Here is a 16,611-nt window from a genome sequence, read left to right as displayed (position 1 = left end):
GCGCGGCAGGGTGAGCGCGAACGCTCGAATGTGACCCAGATCACACGTGCTGTCCCTTTGTGACTTGCCGGGGATATCGCCGAGCCGAAGCATGGAACCGTGAGCGACGAATCCACCTCATCCGCCGTCCCCTCGACCCAATCCCAGGAGTGTGACGGATATCTGCGCTTCCCGCATCTTCATGGTGAACTGCTGTGTTTTGTCGCCGAGGACGACCTCTGGCTGGCGCCGTTGCCCGCCGCCGGCCAGGACGTCCGCCGGGCCTGGCGGCTCACCGCCGATCGTACGCGGGTCGGTCCGCCGCGCTTCTCGCCGGACGGGCGGCACATCGCGTTCACGAGCTGGCGGACGCTGGATCCGGAGATCCATCTGGCCCCGGTGGACGGCGGGCCGGTCCGCCAGCTCAGCCACTGGGGCTCCTACGACACCCGGGTGCGCGGCTGGACGCCCGACGACGGCTCGGGCGAGTGCCGCATCCTCGCCGTGGGATCGCACCACCAGCCGTTCTCGCACTTCACGTGGGCGTACACCGTGCCGCTGGACGGGGGACCCGGCGAGCAGCTCCCGTGGGGACCGGTGGCCGACATCGCGGTCAACGGTCACGGCTCCGAACGGCGCACCCTGCTGCTGACCGGGAAGGCGCCGCACGAACCGGCCGACTGGAAGCGGTACCGCGGCGGCGCGATGGGCAAGCTGTGGCTGCACGGGCGGCGGCTGCTGCCCGACCTGAACGGCCACCTCGACAGCCCGATGTTCGTCGGCGACCGGATCGCCTTCCTCTCCGACCACGAGGGCGTGGGGAATCTCTACTCCTGCCGCCCGGACGGCTCGGAGCTGTGGCGCCACAGCGACCACGACGCCTTCTACGCCCGCCACGCGGCCACGGACGGCCGGCGGGTGGTCTACCAGTGCGGCGGCGACCTGTGGCTCGCCGAGGACCTCGGGCCCGGCTCCGTCCCCCGGCGGCTGAACGTGCGGCTCGGCGGGCCGCGCACCGGCCGCCGCCCGTACCAGGTGCGGACCTCGGGCAACATCGACGCGCTCGCCGTGGACGCCACGGGCCGCGCCAGCGCGCTCAGCGTGCGCGGCGCGCTGTACTGGCTCACGCACCGGGACGGCCCGGCGCGCGTCCTGGCGGCCACGCCGGGGGTGCGGGTGCGGCTGCCGGAGATGCTCGGGGACACCGGGCGGATCGCGTACGTGACGGACGCGGCGGGCGAGGACACGATCGAGATCGCCTACCTGCCCCGGGCCGGCGGCGATCCGGCCCCGCGCCGGCTGGGGCTTCTCATCCGACCCGCCGGCGCCGGCCCAGCAAACCCGGGCGGCTCGCGTACGGGACGGACGCGGCGGGCGAGGACACGATCGAGGTCGCCTCCCGGCCGCGGGCCGGCGGCGATCCGGCCCCGCGCCGGCTGGGGCCGGAGCCGGGGGCGCTGGGGCGGGTGCGGGAGCTGGCGGCGTCGCCGGACGGCCGGACGCTGGCGGTGGCCACGCACGACGGGCGGCTGCTGGTGATCGGCGTGCCGGACGCCGAGGAGACGGCGACGGCGGAGACCGGGAAGGCAGCGGAGGAACCGGCGGAGGACACGGAGGCGGCGGAACCGGCGGCGGCCGAGGAGCCGGCCGGGGCGCCCGTGCCGGAGCCCGGGGAGGTCCGCGAGCTGGCCCGGTCGGTGAACGGGCCGGTGCGGGACATGGCGTTCTCGCCCGACTCGGCGTGGCTGACCTGGGCCCATCCGGGCATCGGGCGTTCCCTGAGCCAGATCAGGATCGCGCGCCTGACGGCCGGCGAGCCGCGGATCCTCGACGTCACGGACGGCCGGTTCGAGGACGAGGAGCCGGTGTTCACGCGGGACGGCCGGTATCTGGCGTTCCTGTCGTGGCGTGGCTTCGACCCGGTGTACGACGTGCACACCGGCGATCTGTCGTTCCCGCTGGGCTGCCGCCCGTATCTCGTGCCGCTCTCCTCCGCGACCCGCTCGCCGTTCGCCATCACGCCCGAGGGGCGGCCGGCGGCGGGCGGTCTCGACCCGGCCGACACCGTGGCCGACGCGGCGGGCGGCGAGGAGGGCGCGGTGCGGGTGGAGGCGGAGGGGCTGAGCAGCCGGGTGACGCCGTTCCCGGTGGCGGCCTCGAAGTACTCCTCGCTCCAACCGGTTGCCGGTGGCGGCCTGGTGTGGCTGCGGTGGCCCATCTCCGGTGCGCTGGGCGAGACGTTCGTCAATCCGGACGACACCTCGGGGAAGCCGACGCTGGAGCACTTCGACCTGGCGAAGGCGAAGCGGACCGAACTGACCGACGACGTGGACTGGTTCGCGCCCAGCGGTGACGGGACCCGGCTGGTGGTGTGCGAGGACGAGAGCCTGCGGGCGGTGCCGGCCGGGGAGAGCGGGGACAGCGATTCGACGGTCCCCGTGGACCTGCGGCGGATCGTGCACGTGGCGGACCCGGCGGCCGAGTGGCGGCAGGCGTTCGACGAGGCGGGCCGGATCGTCCGGGACCACTTCTGGGAGCCGGGGATGTGCGGCGTGGACTGGCCCGGCGTGCTGGACCAGTACCGGCCGCTGGTCGAACGGGTCGCCAGCCCCGACGAGTTCGCCGATCTGCTGTGGGAGACGCTGGGCGAACTCGGCACGTCGCACGCCTACGTGTACTCCGCGCGCCGGGACGAGGGACCGCCGCACTACCAGCGGGCGCAGGGTCTGCTGGGCGTCAACTTCACCCGCACGAAGGACCGTTCGTGGCGGGTGGCGCGTGTGCTGCCGGGTGACTCCTCGGACACCAAGGCGCGTTCCCCGCTGGCGGGCAGCGGAGTCCGCGAGGGCGCGGTGCTGACGCACGTCGGCGGGCGGCCCGTCGATCCGGTCGCCGGGCCGTGGCCGCTGCTGGCGGGCACCGGCGGGACGAGCGTGGAGCTGACGTTCGCGGAGGAGGGCGGGCGGCGGCGCCGGATCGCGGTGGTACCGCTCGTGGACGACCGGCCGTTGCGCTACCAGGACTGGGTCGCCAGGCGGCGCGAGGTGGTGCGGGAGCTGAGCGAGGGCCGGTGCGGCTATGTGCACATCCCCGACATGGGCGGTTCGGGCTGGGCGCAGTTCAACCGGGACCTGCGGCGGGAGTTCGCGCGGGAGGCGCTGATCGTGGATGTGCGCGGCAACGCGGGCGGGCACATCAGCGAGCTGGTGATCGAGAAGCTGACCCGCACGGTGATGGGCTGGGACCTCACCCGGAACGCGCAGCCCGTCAGTTACACGTCGAACGCGCCGCGCGGGCCGGTCGTGGCGGTGGCCGACGAGGCGACCTCGTCCGACGGGGACATGATCACGGCGGCGTTCCGGGTGCTGGGCCTCGGGCCGGTCGTCGGCTGCCGCACGTGGGGCGGGGTGGTGGGCATCACGGGCAACCACCGGCTGGTGGACGGCTCGCGCATCACCGTTCCGATGAACGCGGCGTGGTTCGACGCGTACGGGTGGGACGTGGAGAACCACGGGGTGGCGCCGGACATCGAGGCGCTGCGCTCGCCCGTGGACTGGGCGGAGGGCCGGCCCGCGGTGCTGGCCACGGCGGTGCGGGTGGCCGTGGACCTGCTGGAGAAGCATCCGGCGTCCTCGCCGCCCGGTTACCGGGACATCCCGGACCGGTCCCGCCCGCCGCTCCCGCCGCGCGGGACCCACTAGCACACGATGCCGGAAATGCCCGGAATGCACGATATGCCGGGCCGTGTCACGCTGGTGACGGCCCACGCGGCCCACGAGTCTCACCCGTCACGAGCAGGAGTGCACATGGGCATGGCAGACCAGTTCAGGGAGAAGGCGCAGGAGCTCCAGGAGCGCGCCAGGGAAGCCATGAACGGCAAGGGCGACCAGAAGGAGAGAGGGCAGAGCCGCGACGACATGAAGCAGCGGGGCAAGGAGGCCGGCCGCAAGGCCATGGACCGGGCCAAGCAGCGCCGCCGGAACGACTAGCGGCCAGTGCGGCAAGGGGCGTGCCCGAACGCGGGCGCGCCCCTTTCGCGTCGCGCGCCACCGCCGGACCGATGAGTTTCCCGGCACCCGCCGGTCTGCCCTGTCGTGCGTCAGAGAACTCAGCGACGAGGAGGAGCCGGCATGGCCACCAGCGAACCGGTCACGGACGTGGACGAGCGGTACGGCGATCCGGGGGCCGAGGCGGTGCCCTGGGCGGAGGCGGTCGAGCGGCTGACGGCGGCGGAGGTGTTCTGGCTCTCCAGCGTCCTGCCCGACGGCAGCCCGCACGTGACGCCCCTGCTGTCCGTCTGGGTGGACGGCGCGCCGCACTTCACGACGGGCGCCGACGAGCGGAAGGCGCGGAACCTGGCGACGAACCCACGGGTCGCGCTGACCACCGGCACCGCCGCCCTCGGGCACGGTCTGGACATCGTGGTGCGCGGCAGCGCGCGGCGGGTGACGGACGACGCGGAGCTGGCCGCCGTCGCGCGGGCGTATGTCGACAAGTACGGCGACGACTGGACGTTCACCGCGCGGGACGGCGCCCTGCACCACGCCGAGGGGGGCGCGGCCCTGGCCTTCCGGATCGAGCCCGAAACGGGGTTCGGGTTCCGGAAAGGGCCTTACTGCCAGACGCGTTGGCGTTTCTGAACCCGGTGTCAGCAGGGGTCGTTATGCTGCCCAGGCATGGAGAGCCGGCGACTGCTGGGGTTGATCACCGAGGCGGCCAGTGAGGATGCCTTGGTCAGGGAGATGGCGCGCGGCGAGCTGATCGCCCTGCGTGCCGCGGCGGTGGGCCCGCTGCTCGACGCGCTGTGGGACGACGAGGCACCCGTCGCCTGGTCGGAGGCCGCCTGGCTGCTGCGCAAGATCGGGCTGCCCGCCCTCGGTCCGCTGGCGGACGCCATCGCCGCCGCCCCGACGCCGACCGCCCTGCGGCGTGCCCGGTGGGCGTTCACCGGCCTGGACGTGCCGGGCCTCGGGGTCTACGCGTCGGCGCTGAAGCATCCCGATCCACAGGTCCGGCAGAGCGCCGCGTATGTCTTCCAGGGCCGTGGCCGGGACGCGCTGTCCGAGGCGCACCTGCTGCTGCCCCTGCTGGCCGATCCGGTGCCGGAGGTCAGGGAGGGCGCGGTGTGGGCGCTGCGCGAGGTCGGCACCGGCGTGGTGCCGCTGCTGCGCGGGGTGCGGCGCGGCCTCTGGCCGGGGTACGCGCGGGCGCGCGCCGGCGCGCTGGAGGTGCTGGCGGCGGTGGGCGGCCCGGAGGCGCTGGACGAGCGGGACCGGGCGGCGCTGCGGCGGCTGATCAGCGTCAAGGCGCGCGACGAGATCCCCGAGCCGATGCACACGTGCGGGTCGTGGTTCGCGGTGCCGACCACCGACCAGGAGGCCGTGCTCGACGCGTTCGGGCTGTCCGGGGCGGTGCCGGTGACCATGCGGCTGGGCGCCTCGGCGTGGTGCCACGACCTGCACGCGGGGAACGGGCCGCGCGCCCGGCACGGGACCTGTTCGCGGGTCTATGTCAGCCCGGCGCTGGACGGGTGGACGCTGGTGTTCGGCACCCCGTCCGGGGACGCGCACGCGGACGACGGGCGGTCGCGGGGGGCGCGGGTGCGCAGCCGCTGCGCGGCGCTCAGCCGGCGCTTCGGCGCGGCGCACTGGTACGGCATGCGGTGCGGCGACGACTGGACGGCGTGGTGTCTCGGGGAGGGCGGCGAGGTCGTCCGGTTCTACGACGTGGCCGAGCCGGAGAGCGAGGTGGGCGGCGAGCACCCGGCGGAGGCCCGGTGCGTGCCGCACTACCGGAGCGGCTTCCCGCGCCGCGCGCTGGAGGATCTCGACGCGGCGGACGCGGAGGCGTTCCTGGCGTGCTTCGAGGAGATCGGGCGGGAGTTGTGGCTGCCGGGGCAGCGGACCGCCGTGGAGGTGGCCGGGCAGGCGTCGGTCGATCCGGCGTCGATCGGGCCGCAGACGCGCGTGACCGGCCGGGCGGTGCTGGCGCTCACCGCGTGCGGCAGGGAGCACGGGCATCCGCGCGGGGCGCTCTGCGTGTGAGGCCCCGCGCGGTCCGCCGCGACCGGTCGCCGGTCGCTAGCTACCGGTCTTCTCCCTTTCGGCCGCCGCGCCGCCCTGGCCCACCAGGCCGCGGCGGGTCAGCTCCGAGAAGCGGGGCACGAGGCGGCGGATCTCGCGCTGCCCGAGGTACCCGCCGATGACGGACGGCAGATAGCCGCGGATGGGCACCACGGCGCGCACCCAGGACTGGGCGTAGATGTGGACCGCGCGGCGCTCGATGCCCGCGACGAGCCGGTCGACGGCCGGCTCCAGCGGGTAGGTGCGGTTCGCCGGCCAGGGCAGCCGCTTGCGCATGTCCCGCATCACCGGGTCCTCGTCCGCGCCGCGCACCATGTCGGTGTCGGTCCAGGTGAGGTACGCGACGCCGACCCGCACGCCGAACGGCCCGACCTCCGGCCGCAGCGCGTGGGCGAACGCCTCGACGCCCGACTTGGACGCGCAGTAGGCGCTCATCATCGGCGACGGCGTCAGGGCGGCGAAGGACGCGACCTGGAGGAAGTACCCCCGGCTGTCCTTCAGCGCGGGCAGGAACGCGCGGCAGGTGACGGCCGAGCCGACGAGGTTGACCTCGATGACGCGCCGCCACGTGGCGTCGTCGGAGTCGGCGAACGGGCCGCCCGTCGCGACGCCCGCGTTGGCGACCACGATGTCCACCGTGCCGAAGCGCGCGGCGACCTCGGCCGCGACCTGGGCCATCGCCTCGGCGTCGGTGACGTCGGCGTGCCAGTACGCGGACTCGCCGGTCAGCGACTCGCTGACGGCCTTCAGCTCGGTCGGCTCCAGGCCGATCAGCGCGACCTTGGCACCGCGGGCGGACAGCTTCCTGGCCAGCGAGGCGCCGATGCCCCGGGCGGCGCCGGTGACGACGGCCACCTGCCCGACGAGACTTCTCCGGTTGCTCACAGGTTCTCCTTCGCCAGGCCGCGGATGATCTCGGTGACCTTGTCCGGGGCTTCGATCGGGGTCATGTGTCCTATGCCGGGCAGCTCGGCGAACTCGTTGAGCTTCGGCAGCCGGCTCGCCATCCGGTGGGCGTGGACGATCGGGGTGAGCCGGTCGGCGGTGCCGTGGACGATGGTCACGGGGATGTCGAGCCGCGCCAGGTTGTCGGATATGTTCAGCTCGTACAGCACCCCGCCCCACTCGGCGCGCGGCTTGCGCGGCGCGGCGGCGACCATGCGGGCCACCTCCGTGCGCTGCTCGGCGGTGGCGCCCCGGCCCATGGTGATGTAGCGGATGACGGCCTTGGATATCGGCGTCACGGGCCCGTAGGTCACCTTGGTGGTGAGGAACACGCGGCTGCCCTGCTTGCGCAGACTGCCCGGCCGCAGCGGCAGCGCGGTCGACTCACCGGCCAGCCGGTCGGTGCCGGTGCTGCACAGCACGGCGGCGACGACCCGGTCGCGGAACGCGGGCCGGTCGGCCGCCGCCACTATGGTCATCGCGCCCATGGAGTGGCCGGCTATGAGAACGCGCTGCCCCGGCTTCAGCGTGGCGTCCAGGACGGCCAGCAGGTCGTCGGTGAGCGCCTCGGTGCCGTGGGCGCCCGGGGTGGCGGGCGTGCGGCCGTGGCCGCGCTGGTCGTAGAGCACCACGCGGTAGTCCGGGACGAGTTGCCGCATCACCGGGTACCAGAAGGTCCGGTTGCAGGTCCAGCCGTGGGCGAGCACCACGGTGGGCGCTTCCTCCGGGCCGAAGATCTCGGTGTGGAGCCGCGCGCCGCCCGTGGAGGGGACGATCAGCTCGGTGGCGGTCGATTCAGGCATGGCGCAGCACCTCGTATTCGTTGAGCTCGACGTTCTGGGTGACGCGGCGGAACTCGGCGGTGGTACCGGGCCATACGGTGCTGTTGCGGCCGTTGGCGTCCAGGTACCAGCTATCGCAGCCGCCGGTGTTCCAGACCGAACGGCTGAGCCGGCGCTGCATCCTGGTGTCCCAGGCGCTGACGGCCTCGGGGCGGGCGGCCAGGGCCGCGCGGCCGGGTTCGCCGAAGGAGTCCAGCTTGGTCATGTAGTCGGCCAGGTAGTTGAGCTGGGCCTCGATGATCAGGATCATCGAGCTGTTGCCCAGGCCCGTGTTGGGGCCGATGATCGTCAGGAAGTTGGGGAAGCCGGCGGTGGTCGTGCCGCGCAGGCCGGCCACGCCGTCCTGCCACTCCTCGGCGAGGGTGGTGCCGCGCATGCCCTTGACCCGGCTGGCGATCGGTATGTCCGTGACGTGGAAGCCGGTGCCGAAGATGATCACGTCGGCCTCGGTCTCCCGGCCGTCGGCGGACACCAGCGTGGAGCCGCGCACCTCGCGCAGCCCGGAGTCGATGACGTCCACGTGCGGCCTGGCGAGCGCCGGGTACCAGTCGTTGGACAGCAGGATCCGCTTGCAGCCGATCCGGTAGTCCGGGGTGAGCTTCCGCCGCAGCGCGGGGTCCTTGATGGCCCGGCGCATGTTGGCCTTGGCGATCACCTCGACCGCGCGCATCAGATCGGGCCGCCTGGCGAACGCGGTGACCTGCAACTCGCGGATGGCCCAGAGCAGTCCGCGGCGTCCGGCCCGGGTGGCCGGCACCTTGTCGTGCAGCCACTTCTCGGCGCCGGTGATCTTCCGGTCGGCCCGGGGCAGGACCCAGGGCGCGGTGCGCTGGAAGACGGTGAGGTGCTGGACCTCCTTGGCGATCGCCGGCACGAACTGGATCGCCGAGGCGCCGGTGCCGACGACGGCGACGCGCTTGCCGCGCAGCGAGTGGTCGTGGTCCCAGCGGGCCGAGTGGAAGACGTGCCCGGGGAACTGGTCGAGGCCGGGGATGTCCGGGAGCCTGGGGTCGGACAGCGGCCCGGTGGCGGAGACGACCACGTCGGCGGTCCAGGTGCCGTTGGTCGTCTCGACGACCCAGCGCAGTTCCTCGTTGTCCCAGCGGGCCGACTCCACCTCGGCGTTGAACCGGATGTGCGGGCGGAGCCCGAAGGTGTCGGTCACCCACTCCAGGTACTCGCGGATGTGCGGCTGGCCGGAGAAGTTGCGCGGCCAGCGCGGGTTGGGCGCGAAGGAGAACGAGTACAGGTGGGACGGCACGTCGCAGGCGCAGCCCGGATACGTGTTGTCCCGCCACGCGCCGCCGACCGAGTCGGCTCTCTCCAGGACGACGAAATCCGTGATCCCCATGCGGCGCAACCGCACGGCGGCGCCGAGCCCGCCGAATCCCGCGCCGATCACCGCCACTCTCACATGCATGCCAGCCTCCAGAAACCGACCCGACCCGAAGCGGTAAATCGTGCCAGCGTTCACTGGCATGGTTGGAGGGTAGAGGAGAAGCCTACTCATGGGTAGGGGGTAGGCACTCCTAAACTGACCGGTGTGGGAATACAGGCAGAGGACTCGGGCAGATCCGCCGGCCGGCCGCGCGAGTACCGCGCCGCGGAGCTGGCCGAGGCGGCTGGGATCACCGTCCGGACCCTGCGCTTCTACCAGGAGCGCAAGCTCTTCTCGCCACCGCGCCGCGAGGGCCGGATCGCGTGGTACGACGAGCACCACCTGGCGCGCATCCGCACCATCACCGAACTGCTGGCGCGCGGCCACACCCTGGGCGGCATCGCCGAGCTGATCTCGGCGTTCTCGGCCGGCCGGGACGCGGGGCAGACCGCCGAGCTGCTGGGCCTGTCGGAGCCGCACCCCTGGGCGGAGGAGGAGCCGGTCCGGCTGACGCCCGAGGGCCTGGCGGCGTACTACGGCAACGAGGCGGACGCGGACAACCTGGCCGCCGCGCTGGACATCGGCTACATCGCGGTGGACGGCGACGAGATCGTGCACATCAGCCGCGACCTGCTGGAGTCGTCCTCGGGCATGGTCCGCGAGGGCATCCCGCTGTCGGCCGTGCTCGGGGTCGGCCGCGAGATGCGCGAGCACGTGGACGCGGCGGCGGAGGCGTTCACCGAGCTGATGCGGCGCCATGTGCTGCCGGAGGTGCTCGGGCCGGCCGCCGGGACGGACGAGCCGGTCTCCGACGAGGACATGAAACGGCTCGGCGAGGTCCTCGGGCGGCTGCGTCCGCTGGTGAAGAAGGCGGTGTACGCGGAGGTCTCGCTCGCCTTCGACCGGAAGCTGCGCGCGGAGCTGCACCTGACGGAGGCCCAGGCGGCGCGGCGGGCGGAGGCGGAGCCGGGGGCCTCCTGACCGGCCGCCGGTCCGACCCGGCCAGCCGTCCGTCCGTCCGGAAAGCCAGAGGGGTCAGGAGGCGTCCGCGCCGGGCTCCTCCTCCGGGGGGCGCCGCAGCCCCATGGACATCAGGCCGCGCAGACCGTCGCTCATCACCTGGACCTCCAGCGGGCCGAGCAGGGCGCGCTGGACCAGGAACCCCTGGGCGCAGGCCAGCAGCACCCGGGCCACGTGCGCGGGCGGCACGTCGGCACTCATCAGGCCGTTCTCCTGGTAGGACGCCACGACCTTGGCCCACGCGTCGGCCATGCCGATCAGGGCGCCGTGCAGGATGCCGGCGAGCCGGGGGTCGCGGAACGTCTCGGACCAGACCTGGATCACCAGGGCCGGCGGGAAGAGCAGGACGTCGTCCACGCGGCGCAGCGCCTCGGCGATGATCTCGTCCGGCCACGCCGGGCGCGGTCCGGCGAGGGCGTCGTCGAACGCGCCCCGGACGGCCGTCAGCACCTCGTTCGCCAGGGCGGCGATGATCGCCTCCTTGCCCGGGAAGTACCGGTAGACGGCGCCAGCGGACAGCCCCGTCTCCCGGAAGATGTCCTGCATCGACGTGCCGTGGAACCCGTCGCGGGAGAAGCAGCGAGCGGCGCCCTGGATGATCTGGCGCCTTCGGGCCTCGAGGTGTTCCTGGGAAACGCGTGCCATGAGGCGGAGCGTAAAACGAACGTTCTCTCTTGACAAGAGCCCGGTCGGAGGAGCACGGTGTCCTCAGCTAAAACGAACGATCCTTCTCTTTGGTCCCGTCTTTCTGGTCATCGCCGATCACCGGAGGTCATGTCCCGTCATGTCCATTCTTCGCCACTCGCCCGCCCGCACGGCGGAGCCGAAGCCCGCTCCGGCGCCCGAGTCCGGGGCTTCCGCGCCTCCGCGGGGGCGGCCCGCGGGGCTGCCGCCGGCCCGCGGCATGGCCATCGTGATCCTGGCGATCCCGGCGTTCGTGGCGTTCGCCCTGTGGGCCTTCGCCTGGCCGGCCGCCAGGAGCGCCCCCAACGACCTGCCGGTCGGCGTCGCGGGACCGGCCGCCGCCGCCGAGCAGGTCGCCGAAGGGCTGCGCGCGCAGGACGGCGCGTTCGACGTGCACCTGTACCCCGACGCGGCGGCGGCGCGGGAGGCGATCGAGGACCGCGACGTCTACGGCGTGTTCGTCGTCGGCGACTCCGGCACCGAGCTGCTGACCGCCCGTGCGGCGAGCGCGGCGGTGGCCGACCTGCTGACGCACGTCGCCGAGGACGCCGCGCCCGAGGGCGCCACCGTCCCCGTGACGGACGTGGTCCCGCCCTCGGCGGGCGACCCGCGCGGCTCGGTGTTCAACACGAGCATGCTGCCCATGGCCCTGGCCGGGATCGCCGTCGGCGCGGTGGTCACCCTGACCGGGCTGCGCGGCGGCCGGGCGGTGGGCGCCGTCCTGGGGGCCGCCGTCCTGGCCGGCGTCGGGGGCGCCCTCATCGGGCACACCTGGCTCGACGTCTTCGCCGGGTCGTGGTGGGAGGTGGCCGGGACCCTCGGGCTGGTCGCCCTGGCCGGCAGCGCCACGGTCGCCGGTCTCGCCGCCCTGATCGGCCCGCCCGGCATCGGGCTCGGCGCCCTGTTCGTGATGCTGCTGGGCAACCCCTGGTCGGGCGCGGGCTCCGCCCCCGAGATGCTGCCCGACCCGGTGGGCACGCTCGGCCAGTTCCTGCCGACCGGCGCCGGGGCGACGGCGCTGCGCTCGGTGGCGTACTTCGACGGGGCGGGCGCCGCCTCCGCGTTCACCGTCCTCGCGGCCTGGACCCTGCTGGGGCTCGGCGCCCTGGCCCTGGTCCCCGCCCTGCGCCGGCGCCGCGCGGCGGCGGGCTGATCAGAGGGGCTCAGAGGGGCTTGGTGTAGCAGCGGCTGCTGGCGGTGTGGCGGTAGAGGCCGAACTTCCCGTCCGCCGGGACGGGAAGGTAGCCGCTGCTCTCGTAGAGGGCTATCGCCTCCGGCTGCATGGTGCCGGTCTCCAGCACCATGCGGGTCCGGCCGGCCTCGCGGGCCGTCTCCTCCAGCCGGGCCAGAATCCGGCGGGCCAGCCCCTGACCGCGCGCCTCCCGCACCACGAACATCCGCTTCAGCTCGGCGTCGCCGTCCGCGTACCCCTCGCCCGTCGCGCTCTGGGCACGCCAGCCCCCGGTCGCCACCGGACGCCCCCGCCCGTCGTACGCCAGCAGATACAGCCCGCGCGGCGGCGCGAACATCGCCGGGTCGAGCGGCGTGACATCACCGTCGCCGTAGCGCTCCACGTACTCCGCCTGCACCAGATCGTTGAGCTTGACGGCATCCGGATGGTCGAAGGGCACGGTCACGAGCGTGGCGACGAGATCCATGCGCCCATCGTAGGAAAGGGTGGCAAACCGTTTTTCCCGGCACTCGATCCGCGCCGCGCGTCCCCGGCCCGGAGCGCGGAACCTAGCCCAGCGCGGCACACACGTCCGCGGAGCTGGGGCGGTCCGCCGGCCCGGGGCTGAGCATGGCTTCGATGATCTTGCCAAGTCGGCCGGGGATGGTGACGGGCCGGATCCGGCCCCGGGCGATGACCCGCCGCTGCTCCGCGCGCTCCGCGTCGGCCGGGAAGTCGATGGCCCGCAGGCCGGTCGCGCTGAGGAACAGGCCGGCGCCGAGCCCGAACACGTCGGATGCCGAGGTGGGCACCGCGGTCCCCGTCGTCAGCACGCTGCGCGACATCTCCGGGCTCTCGTAGTGGACGAGACAGCCGCGATGGGGGAAGTCGTAGATCGCCGGAACCTCGCCACCCCGGGCCAGTCCCAGGTCGATCAGCCGTGTTCCGTGCCGCCCGAGGAGGAAGTGCGCGGGCTGCACGTCCCCGTGCACCCATCCCTCGGCGTGGAGCCCGGCCAGCGCCCGGGCGCAACTCAGCGCGTCTGTTTCGAGATTCCGCCGTTCCTTGCCTGTCCTGTGAGGTTCCCAGAGGTCCCAGACACTTTTTCCGTCGTACCAGGGCTGGACACTCCAGGTCCCGCGTGCCCATTCCCCCCAGTACACGCCGTCTTGGCCGAGTTGCCGCAGGATCGTCGCCTCGCGGGCGGGGGCGAGCGCGGTGTACTGGTGCGTGGGGGCCGCGGGGTACCCCAGCTTCACCGCGTGGTCTCCTCGGTCACCGGTGACCTGCCACACGGTCGACCCACGCCGGTTGAGCACCAGGCGGCGAGACGTGGGGGCGAGCAAGGTCACCATCTCGCCGGTCAGTTCGTAGGGTCCGTCAGTCACGAGGGGTCCGTTTGTCCCGGGTCGGGCCGCCCCCGCTCCGGGAGACGGCCCCTGGCTCATGTGCCGTGCGAGCCTACTTGAGGTAGGGGCGGCCGTCGTCGCTGTCCCCCGGGGTCTTGCCCGGTTCGGTGGGCTCGTCGTCGTCCGGGTCGCCATTGCGGGCTGTGATCATCGCTTTACTCCTTTCGCCGGGTCCAGCGGATGACTGCCCGGCATCCAGGCGAGCGAAGCAACTCGCGTGCGTGAATGCCGGATTGCTTCGCCCTCAACGCCGTCAACACCGTCACGTTCCCCCTGCGCCGGGGGCACCCGGCTCGCGGTGCGGGTCCCGCGACGTCCGGTCCGTCTGGGCCCCGGGCGGCCGTCGTGGGAAAGGGTGGCAAACCGTTTTCCGCCCTGGGGTACGGTCGTGCGGTGCTGACCGTGACAAGTGTGAATGTCAACGGCCTTCGGGCCGCCGCCAGGAAGGGCTATCTGGAGTGGCTGGCCGGTTCTCCGGCCGATGTCGTGTGTCTTCAGGAGGTGCGGGCCGAGGCCGAGCAGCTTCCGGACGAGGTCCGCGTTCCGGCCGGACTGCACGCCGTGTACGCCCCGGCCGCCGCGCGGGGGCGGGCCGGGGGGGCGGTGCTGACCCGGCGGGCGCCGGAGGCGGTGCGCACCGGGTTCGGCGCGGCGGAGTTCGACGGCTCGGGCCGTTACCTGGAGGTGGACCTGCCCGGCGTGACCGTGGCCAGCCTCTACCTCCCGTCCGGCGAGGTCGGCACGGAGCGGCAGGCGGAGAAGGAACGGTTCATGGCCGCCTTCCTGCCCTACCTGCGGGACCTGCGCGGGCGTGCCGCCGCGGACGGCCGCGAGGTGCTGGTCTGCGGCGACTGGAACATCGCCCACCGCGAGGCCGACCTGAAGAACTGGCGCGCCAACCGCGCCGCGTCCGGGTTCCTCCCGGAGGAACGGGCCTGGATGACCCGGGTGTTCGACCCGGCGGACGGCGGCTACACCGATGTGGTCCGCGCCCTGCACCCGGCCGAGGAGTACGGCCCGTACACCTGGTGGTCCTACCGGGGCCGCGCGTTTGATGCCGACACGGGCTGGCGCATTGACTACCACGTGGCGACGCCCCGACTCGCGGAGCGCGCGCTGAAGACCGAGGTCGAACGGGCGCCCAGCCACGCCGAACGCTGGTCGGACCACGCCCCGGTGACGGTGGTCTACGACCTCTGACCGGGGGGCCGCGTTGTCGGACTCGCCCGCTAGGGTGCCCGCATGAGCGAGAACATCCACGCCCGCGGCACCTTCGAGATCGTCTCCTGGGAGCAGGCGCCGCTGGCGACCTCCGGCCCGGCCGAGGGCTTGCAGCTTCAGCGGGCGGAGATCAGCCGCACGTTCGCCGGGGACTTCACCGGGACCAGCGCGGCGGTCCTGCTGATGTGCCAGTCCGACGACGAGAACATGGGGTATGTCGGTTCGGACCACCTCACCGGCACCCTCGACGGCCGCGCCGGCAGCTTCGTCGTCCACCACGGCGGCGTGGTGGACGAAGGGACCCCGAGGGTCGTCCTCGGCTCCATCGTCCCCGGCTCCGGGCGCGGTGAACTGGCCGGCATCCGCGGCGACTTCGTGCTGACCCGCGAGGACAGCGGGCAGCACGTCTTCACCCTGGACTACACGCTGCCCGAGTCCGCGGGGAACCCGTAGGCGTCCGCGATCAGTTCGAAGCTGCGCAGCCGCGCCGCCGGGCTGTGCACGCTGGTGGTGATCATCAGCTCGTCGGCGCCGGTCCGCCGGACCAGGCCGTCCAGCCCGTCGCGGACCGCGTCGGGCGTGCCGTGGACGACGTCCGCGAGCCGCCCGTCCAGGATGTCCTTCTCCGCCGCGCCGAAGGTGTGGGCCTCGGCCTCCTCCGGGGTCGGGACCAGGCCGGGGCGGCCGGTGCGCAGGCGGACCAGCGCCAGGGCGCCGGTGAGGACCTGCCGGTACGCCTCCCGCGCGTCGTCGGCGGCGAGCGCCGAGACCCCGATCAGCGCGTAGGGGGCGTCGAGCACGGCGGACGGCCGGAAGGCGCGGCGGTACAGCTCCAGGGCCGGGACGGTGTGGGCCCCGGCGAAGTGGTGGGCGAAGGCGAACGGCAGACCGAGGCGGCCCGCCAGCTCCGCGCTGAAGCCGGACGAGCCCAGCAGCCACACCGGGGGCCGCGCGGGCGTCTGGACGCCGCCGGGCACGCTGCCCTGCACCGGGCCTGGCACCGCGTGGATGCCCGCGTAGGGGTGCCCGTCGGGAAAGTCGTCGTCGAGGAAGCGGACCAGCTCCGCCACCTGCTGGGGGAACTCGTCGGCGCCGTCCGACCGGCCCCGCCGCAGGGCCGCCGCCGTGGCGCCGTCCGTGCCGGGGGCGCGGCCGAGGCCCAGGTCCACCCGGCCGGGCGCGAGCGCCTCCAGCGTGCCGAACTGCTCGGCCACGACCAGCGGCGGATGGTTCGGCAGCATGACGCCGCCGGCCCCGAGCCGGATCCGCTCGGTCCGGCCCGCCAGGTGGCCGAGGATCACGGCGGGGGCCGAGCTGGCGACGCCGGGCATCGAGTGGTGCTCGGCGACCCAGAACCGGTGGTAGCCGCGCCGCTCGGCGAGGCGCGCGATCTCCGCCGCGGTGCGGAGCGCCTCGGTGGCCGTCAGGCCGCTGCCCACGGTCGCCAGGTCCAGCACGGACAACGGGACCGGCGCCGATCCCCGGCGCACTCCCCTGATCCCGTCGGTCTGCTCGCTCCCCCGGCCGCCTCCCTGTCCGCGCTCCCGCACCTGACTGCGTGGAGCACAACGAGGAGGCCCGCCGGATCATTCCGCCCGGCGGCGCCGCCCGGCGGTCAGGGCAGATAGCGCTCCACGGCGGACGCGCCCTCCTTCCCCAGCGGGCGGCGGGCCTCCTCGACGCGCTCGGGAGTCGGCTCACGGCCGCTGAGCCGGACCAGATCCTCGGGGTCGATCGGGCGGCCCCCGCCGCTGTGCAGCAGCCGGTCGGGGGTCGGGCGATCGGTGGAGCGCTGCTCGTCTGATTCAAACGATTCGGACATTGCGACACCTCCAGAACGCCAGCCTAGGCGCTGCCGGGCACCCGCGCGATCGGGCGC

Annotated in this window: 15 protein-coding genes and 1 pseudogene; 8 read left to right on the top strand and 8 right to left on the bottom strand. The window is 73.7% G+C overall.

What is annotated here, in order from left to right; all coding sequences use genetic code 11:
- Positions 1 to 99 precede the first annotated feature (99 nt).
- The 4 genes and pseudogenes from BN2279_RS31695 (at position 100) to BN2279_RS05765 (ending at position 6,023) form a co-directional block, all read left to right on the top strand.
- Positions 100 to 3,680: pseudogene (locus tag BN2279_RS31695) on the top strand (S41 family peptidase).
- Positions 3,681 to 3,791: 111 nt separating this feature from the next.
- Positions 3,792 to 3,968: a hypothetical protein gene (locus tag BN2279_RS05775; RefSeq protein WP_234347488.1), complete on the top strand. Its 177-nt coding sequence runs from the start codon at positions 3,792 to 3,794 to the stop codon at positions 3,966 to 3,968.
- A 141-nt stretch (positions 3,969 to 4,109) separates the two neighbouring features.
- Positions 4,110 to 4,619, top strand: a complete 510-nt coding sequence (locus BN2279_RS05770; RefSeq protein WP_059007087.1) for a pyridoxamine 5'-phosphate oxidase family protein — start codon at positions 4,110 to 4,112, stop codon at positions 4,617 to 4,619.
- A 36-nt stretch (positions 4,620 to 4,655) separates the two neighbouring features.
- Entirely contained in the window at positions 4,656 to 6,023 is a 1,368-nt protein-coding gene (locus BN2279_RS05765) for a HEAT repeat domain-containing protein (RefSeq protein WP_059007085.1), read from the top strand.
- Between the two features lie 36 nt (positions 6,024 to 6,059).
- On the opposite strand, the gene BN2279_RS05760 is transcribed toward BN2279_RS05765, so the two are convergent.
- Genes BN2279_RS05760 through BN2279_RS05750 form a run of 3 tightly spaced genes read right to left on the bottom strand, consistent with a single transcriptional unit; the run spans position 6,060 to position 9,269 of the window.
- Positions 6,060 to 6,947, bottom strand: coding sequence for an SDR family oxidoreductase (locus BN2279_RS05760; protein ID WP_059007083.1), 888 nt, complete (start codon positions 6,945 to 6,947; stop codon positions 6,060 to 6,062).
- A complete protein-coding gene (locus tag BN2279_RS05755; RefSeq protein ID WP_059007080.1) occupies positions 6,944 to 7,810 on the bottom strand; it encodes an alpha/beta fold hydrolase in 867 nt (288 codons plus the stop codon). The genes BN2279_RS05760 and BN2279_RS05755 overlap by 4 nt, the downstream gene beginning before the upstream one ends.
- Positions 7,803 to 9,269: a flavin-containing monooxygenase gene (locus tag BN2279_RS05750; protein ID WP_059007077.1), complete on the bottom strand. Its 1,467-nt coding sequence runs from the start codon at positions 9,267 to 9,269 to the stop codon at positions 7,803 to 7,805. Before BN2279_RS05750 ends, BN2279_RS05755 begins: the two co-directional genes overlap by 8 nt.
- A gap of 123 nt (positions 9,270 to 9,392) precedes the next feature.
- Between BN2279_RS05750 and BN2279_RS05745 the strand changes: the two genes are divergently transcribed.
- On the top strand, positions 9,393 to 10,208 hold the full coding sequence (locus BN2279_RS05745; protein ID WP_234347487.1) for a MerR family transcriptional regulator: 816 nt from the start codon (positions 9,393 to 9,395) through the stop codon (positions 10,206 to 10,208).
- Positions 10,209 to 10,262: 54 nt separating this feature from the next.
- On the opposite strand, the gene BN2279_RS05740 is transcribed toward BN2279_RS05745, so the two are convergent.
- Positions 10,263 to 10,892: a TetR/AcrR family transcriptional regulator gene (locus BN2279_RS05740; RefSeq protein ID WP_059007076.1), complete on the bottom strand. Its 630-nt coding sequence runs from the start codon at positions 10,890 to 10,892 to the stop codon at positions 10,263 to 10,265.
- A gap of 259 nt (positions 10,893 to 11,151) precedes the next feature.
- On the opposite strand from BN2279_RS05740, the gene BN2279_RS05735 reads away from it, so the two are divergent.
- Complete coding sequence (locus BN2279_RS05735; protein ID WP_059007074.1) at positions 11,152 to 12,084, top strand: hypothetical protein; 933 nt, start codon at positions 11,152 to 11,154, stop codon at positions 12,082 to 12,084.
- A gap of 10 nt (positions 12,085 to 12,094) precedes the next feature.
- On the opposite strand, the gene BN2279_RS05730 is transcribed toward BN2279_RS05735, so the two are convergent.
- Together BN2279_RS05730 and BN2279_RS05725 are read right to left on the bottom strand one after the other, a co-directional pair.
- Entirely contained in the window at positions 12,095 to 12,589 is a 495-nt protein-coding gene (locus BN2279_RS05730) for a GNAT family N-acetyltransferase (protein WP_059007072.1), read from the bottom strand.
- 82 nt (positions 12,590 to 12,671) lie between these two features.
- Positions 12,672 to 13,490 (bottom strand): protein kinase domain-containing protein, encoded by an 819-nt coding sequence (locus BN2279_RS05725; protein ID WP_324612818.1) that lies wholly within the window; start codon positions 13,488 to 13,490, stop codon positions 12,672 to 12,674.
- Between the two features lie 414 nt (positions 13,491 to 13,904).
- On the opposite strand from BN2279_RS05725, the gene BN2279_RS05720 reads away from it, so the two are divergent.
- Positions 13,905 to 14,711, top strand: a complete 807-nt coding sequence (locus tag BN2279_RS05720) for an exodeoxyribonuclease III (RefSeq protein ID WP_059007070.1) — start codon at positions 13,905 to 13,907, stop codon at positions 14,709 to 14,711.
- Positions 14,712 to 14,753: 42 nt separating this feature from the next.
- Positions 14,754 to 15,185 (top strand): DUF3224 domain-containing protein, encoded by a 432-nt coding sequence (locus tag BN2279_RS05715; RefSeq protein ID WP_059007068.1) that lies wholly within the window; start codon positions 14,754 to 14,756, stop codon positions 15,183 to 15,185.
- On the opposite strand, the gene BN2279_RS05710 is transcribed toward BN2279_RS05715, so the two are convergent.
- Both BN2279_RS05710 and BN2279_RS05705 read right to left on the bottom strand, forming a co-directional pair.
- Positions 15,152 to 16,282, bottom strand: coding sequence for an LLM class flavin-dependent oxidoreductase (locus tag BN2279_RS05710; protein ID WP_059007066.1), 1,131 nt, complete (start codon positions 16,280 to 16,282; stop codon positions 15,152 to 15,154). The two genes, BN2279_RS05715 and BN2279_RS05710, sit on opposite strands and share 34 nt — an antisense overlap.
- Before the next feature lie 65 nt (positions 16,283 to 16,347).
- Positions 16,348 to 16,554, bottom strand: coding sequence for a hypothetical protein (locus BN2279_RS05705; protein WP_059007064.1), 207 nt, complete (start codon positions 16,552 to 16,554; stop codon positions 16,348 to 16,350).
- Between the last annotated feature and the right edge of the window lie 57 nt (positions 16,555 to 16,611).

The organism is Streptomyces specialis, assembly GCF_001493375.1.
Lineage (GTDB): Bacteria > Actinomycetota > Actinomycetes > Streptomycetales > Streptomycetaceae > Streptomyces > Streptomyces specialis.
Note: the sequence above shows the minus strand (reverse complement) of the source record. Positions and strands in the feature narration are given on the sequence as shown.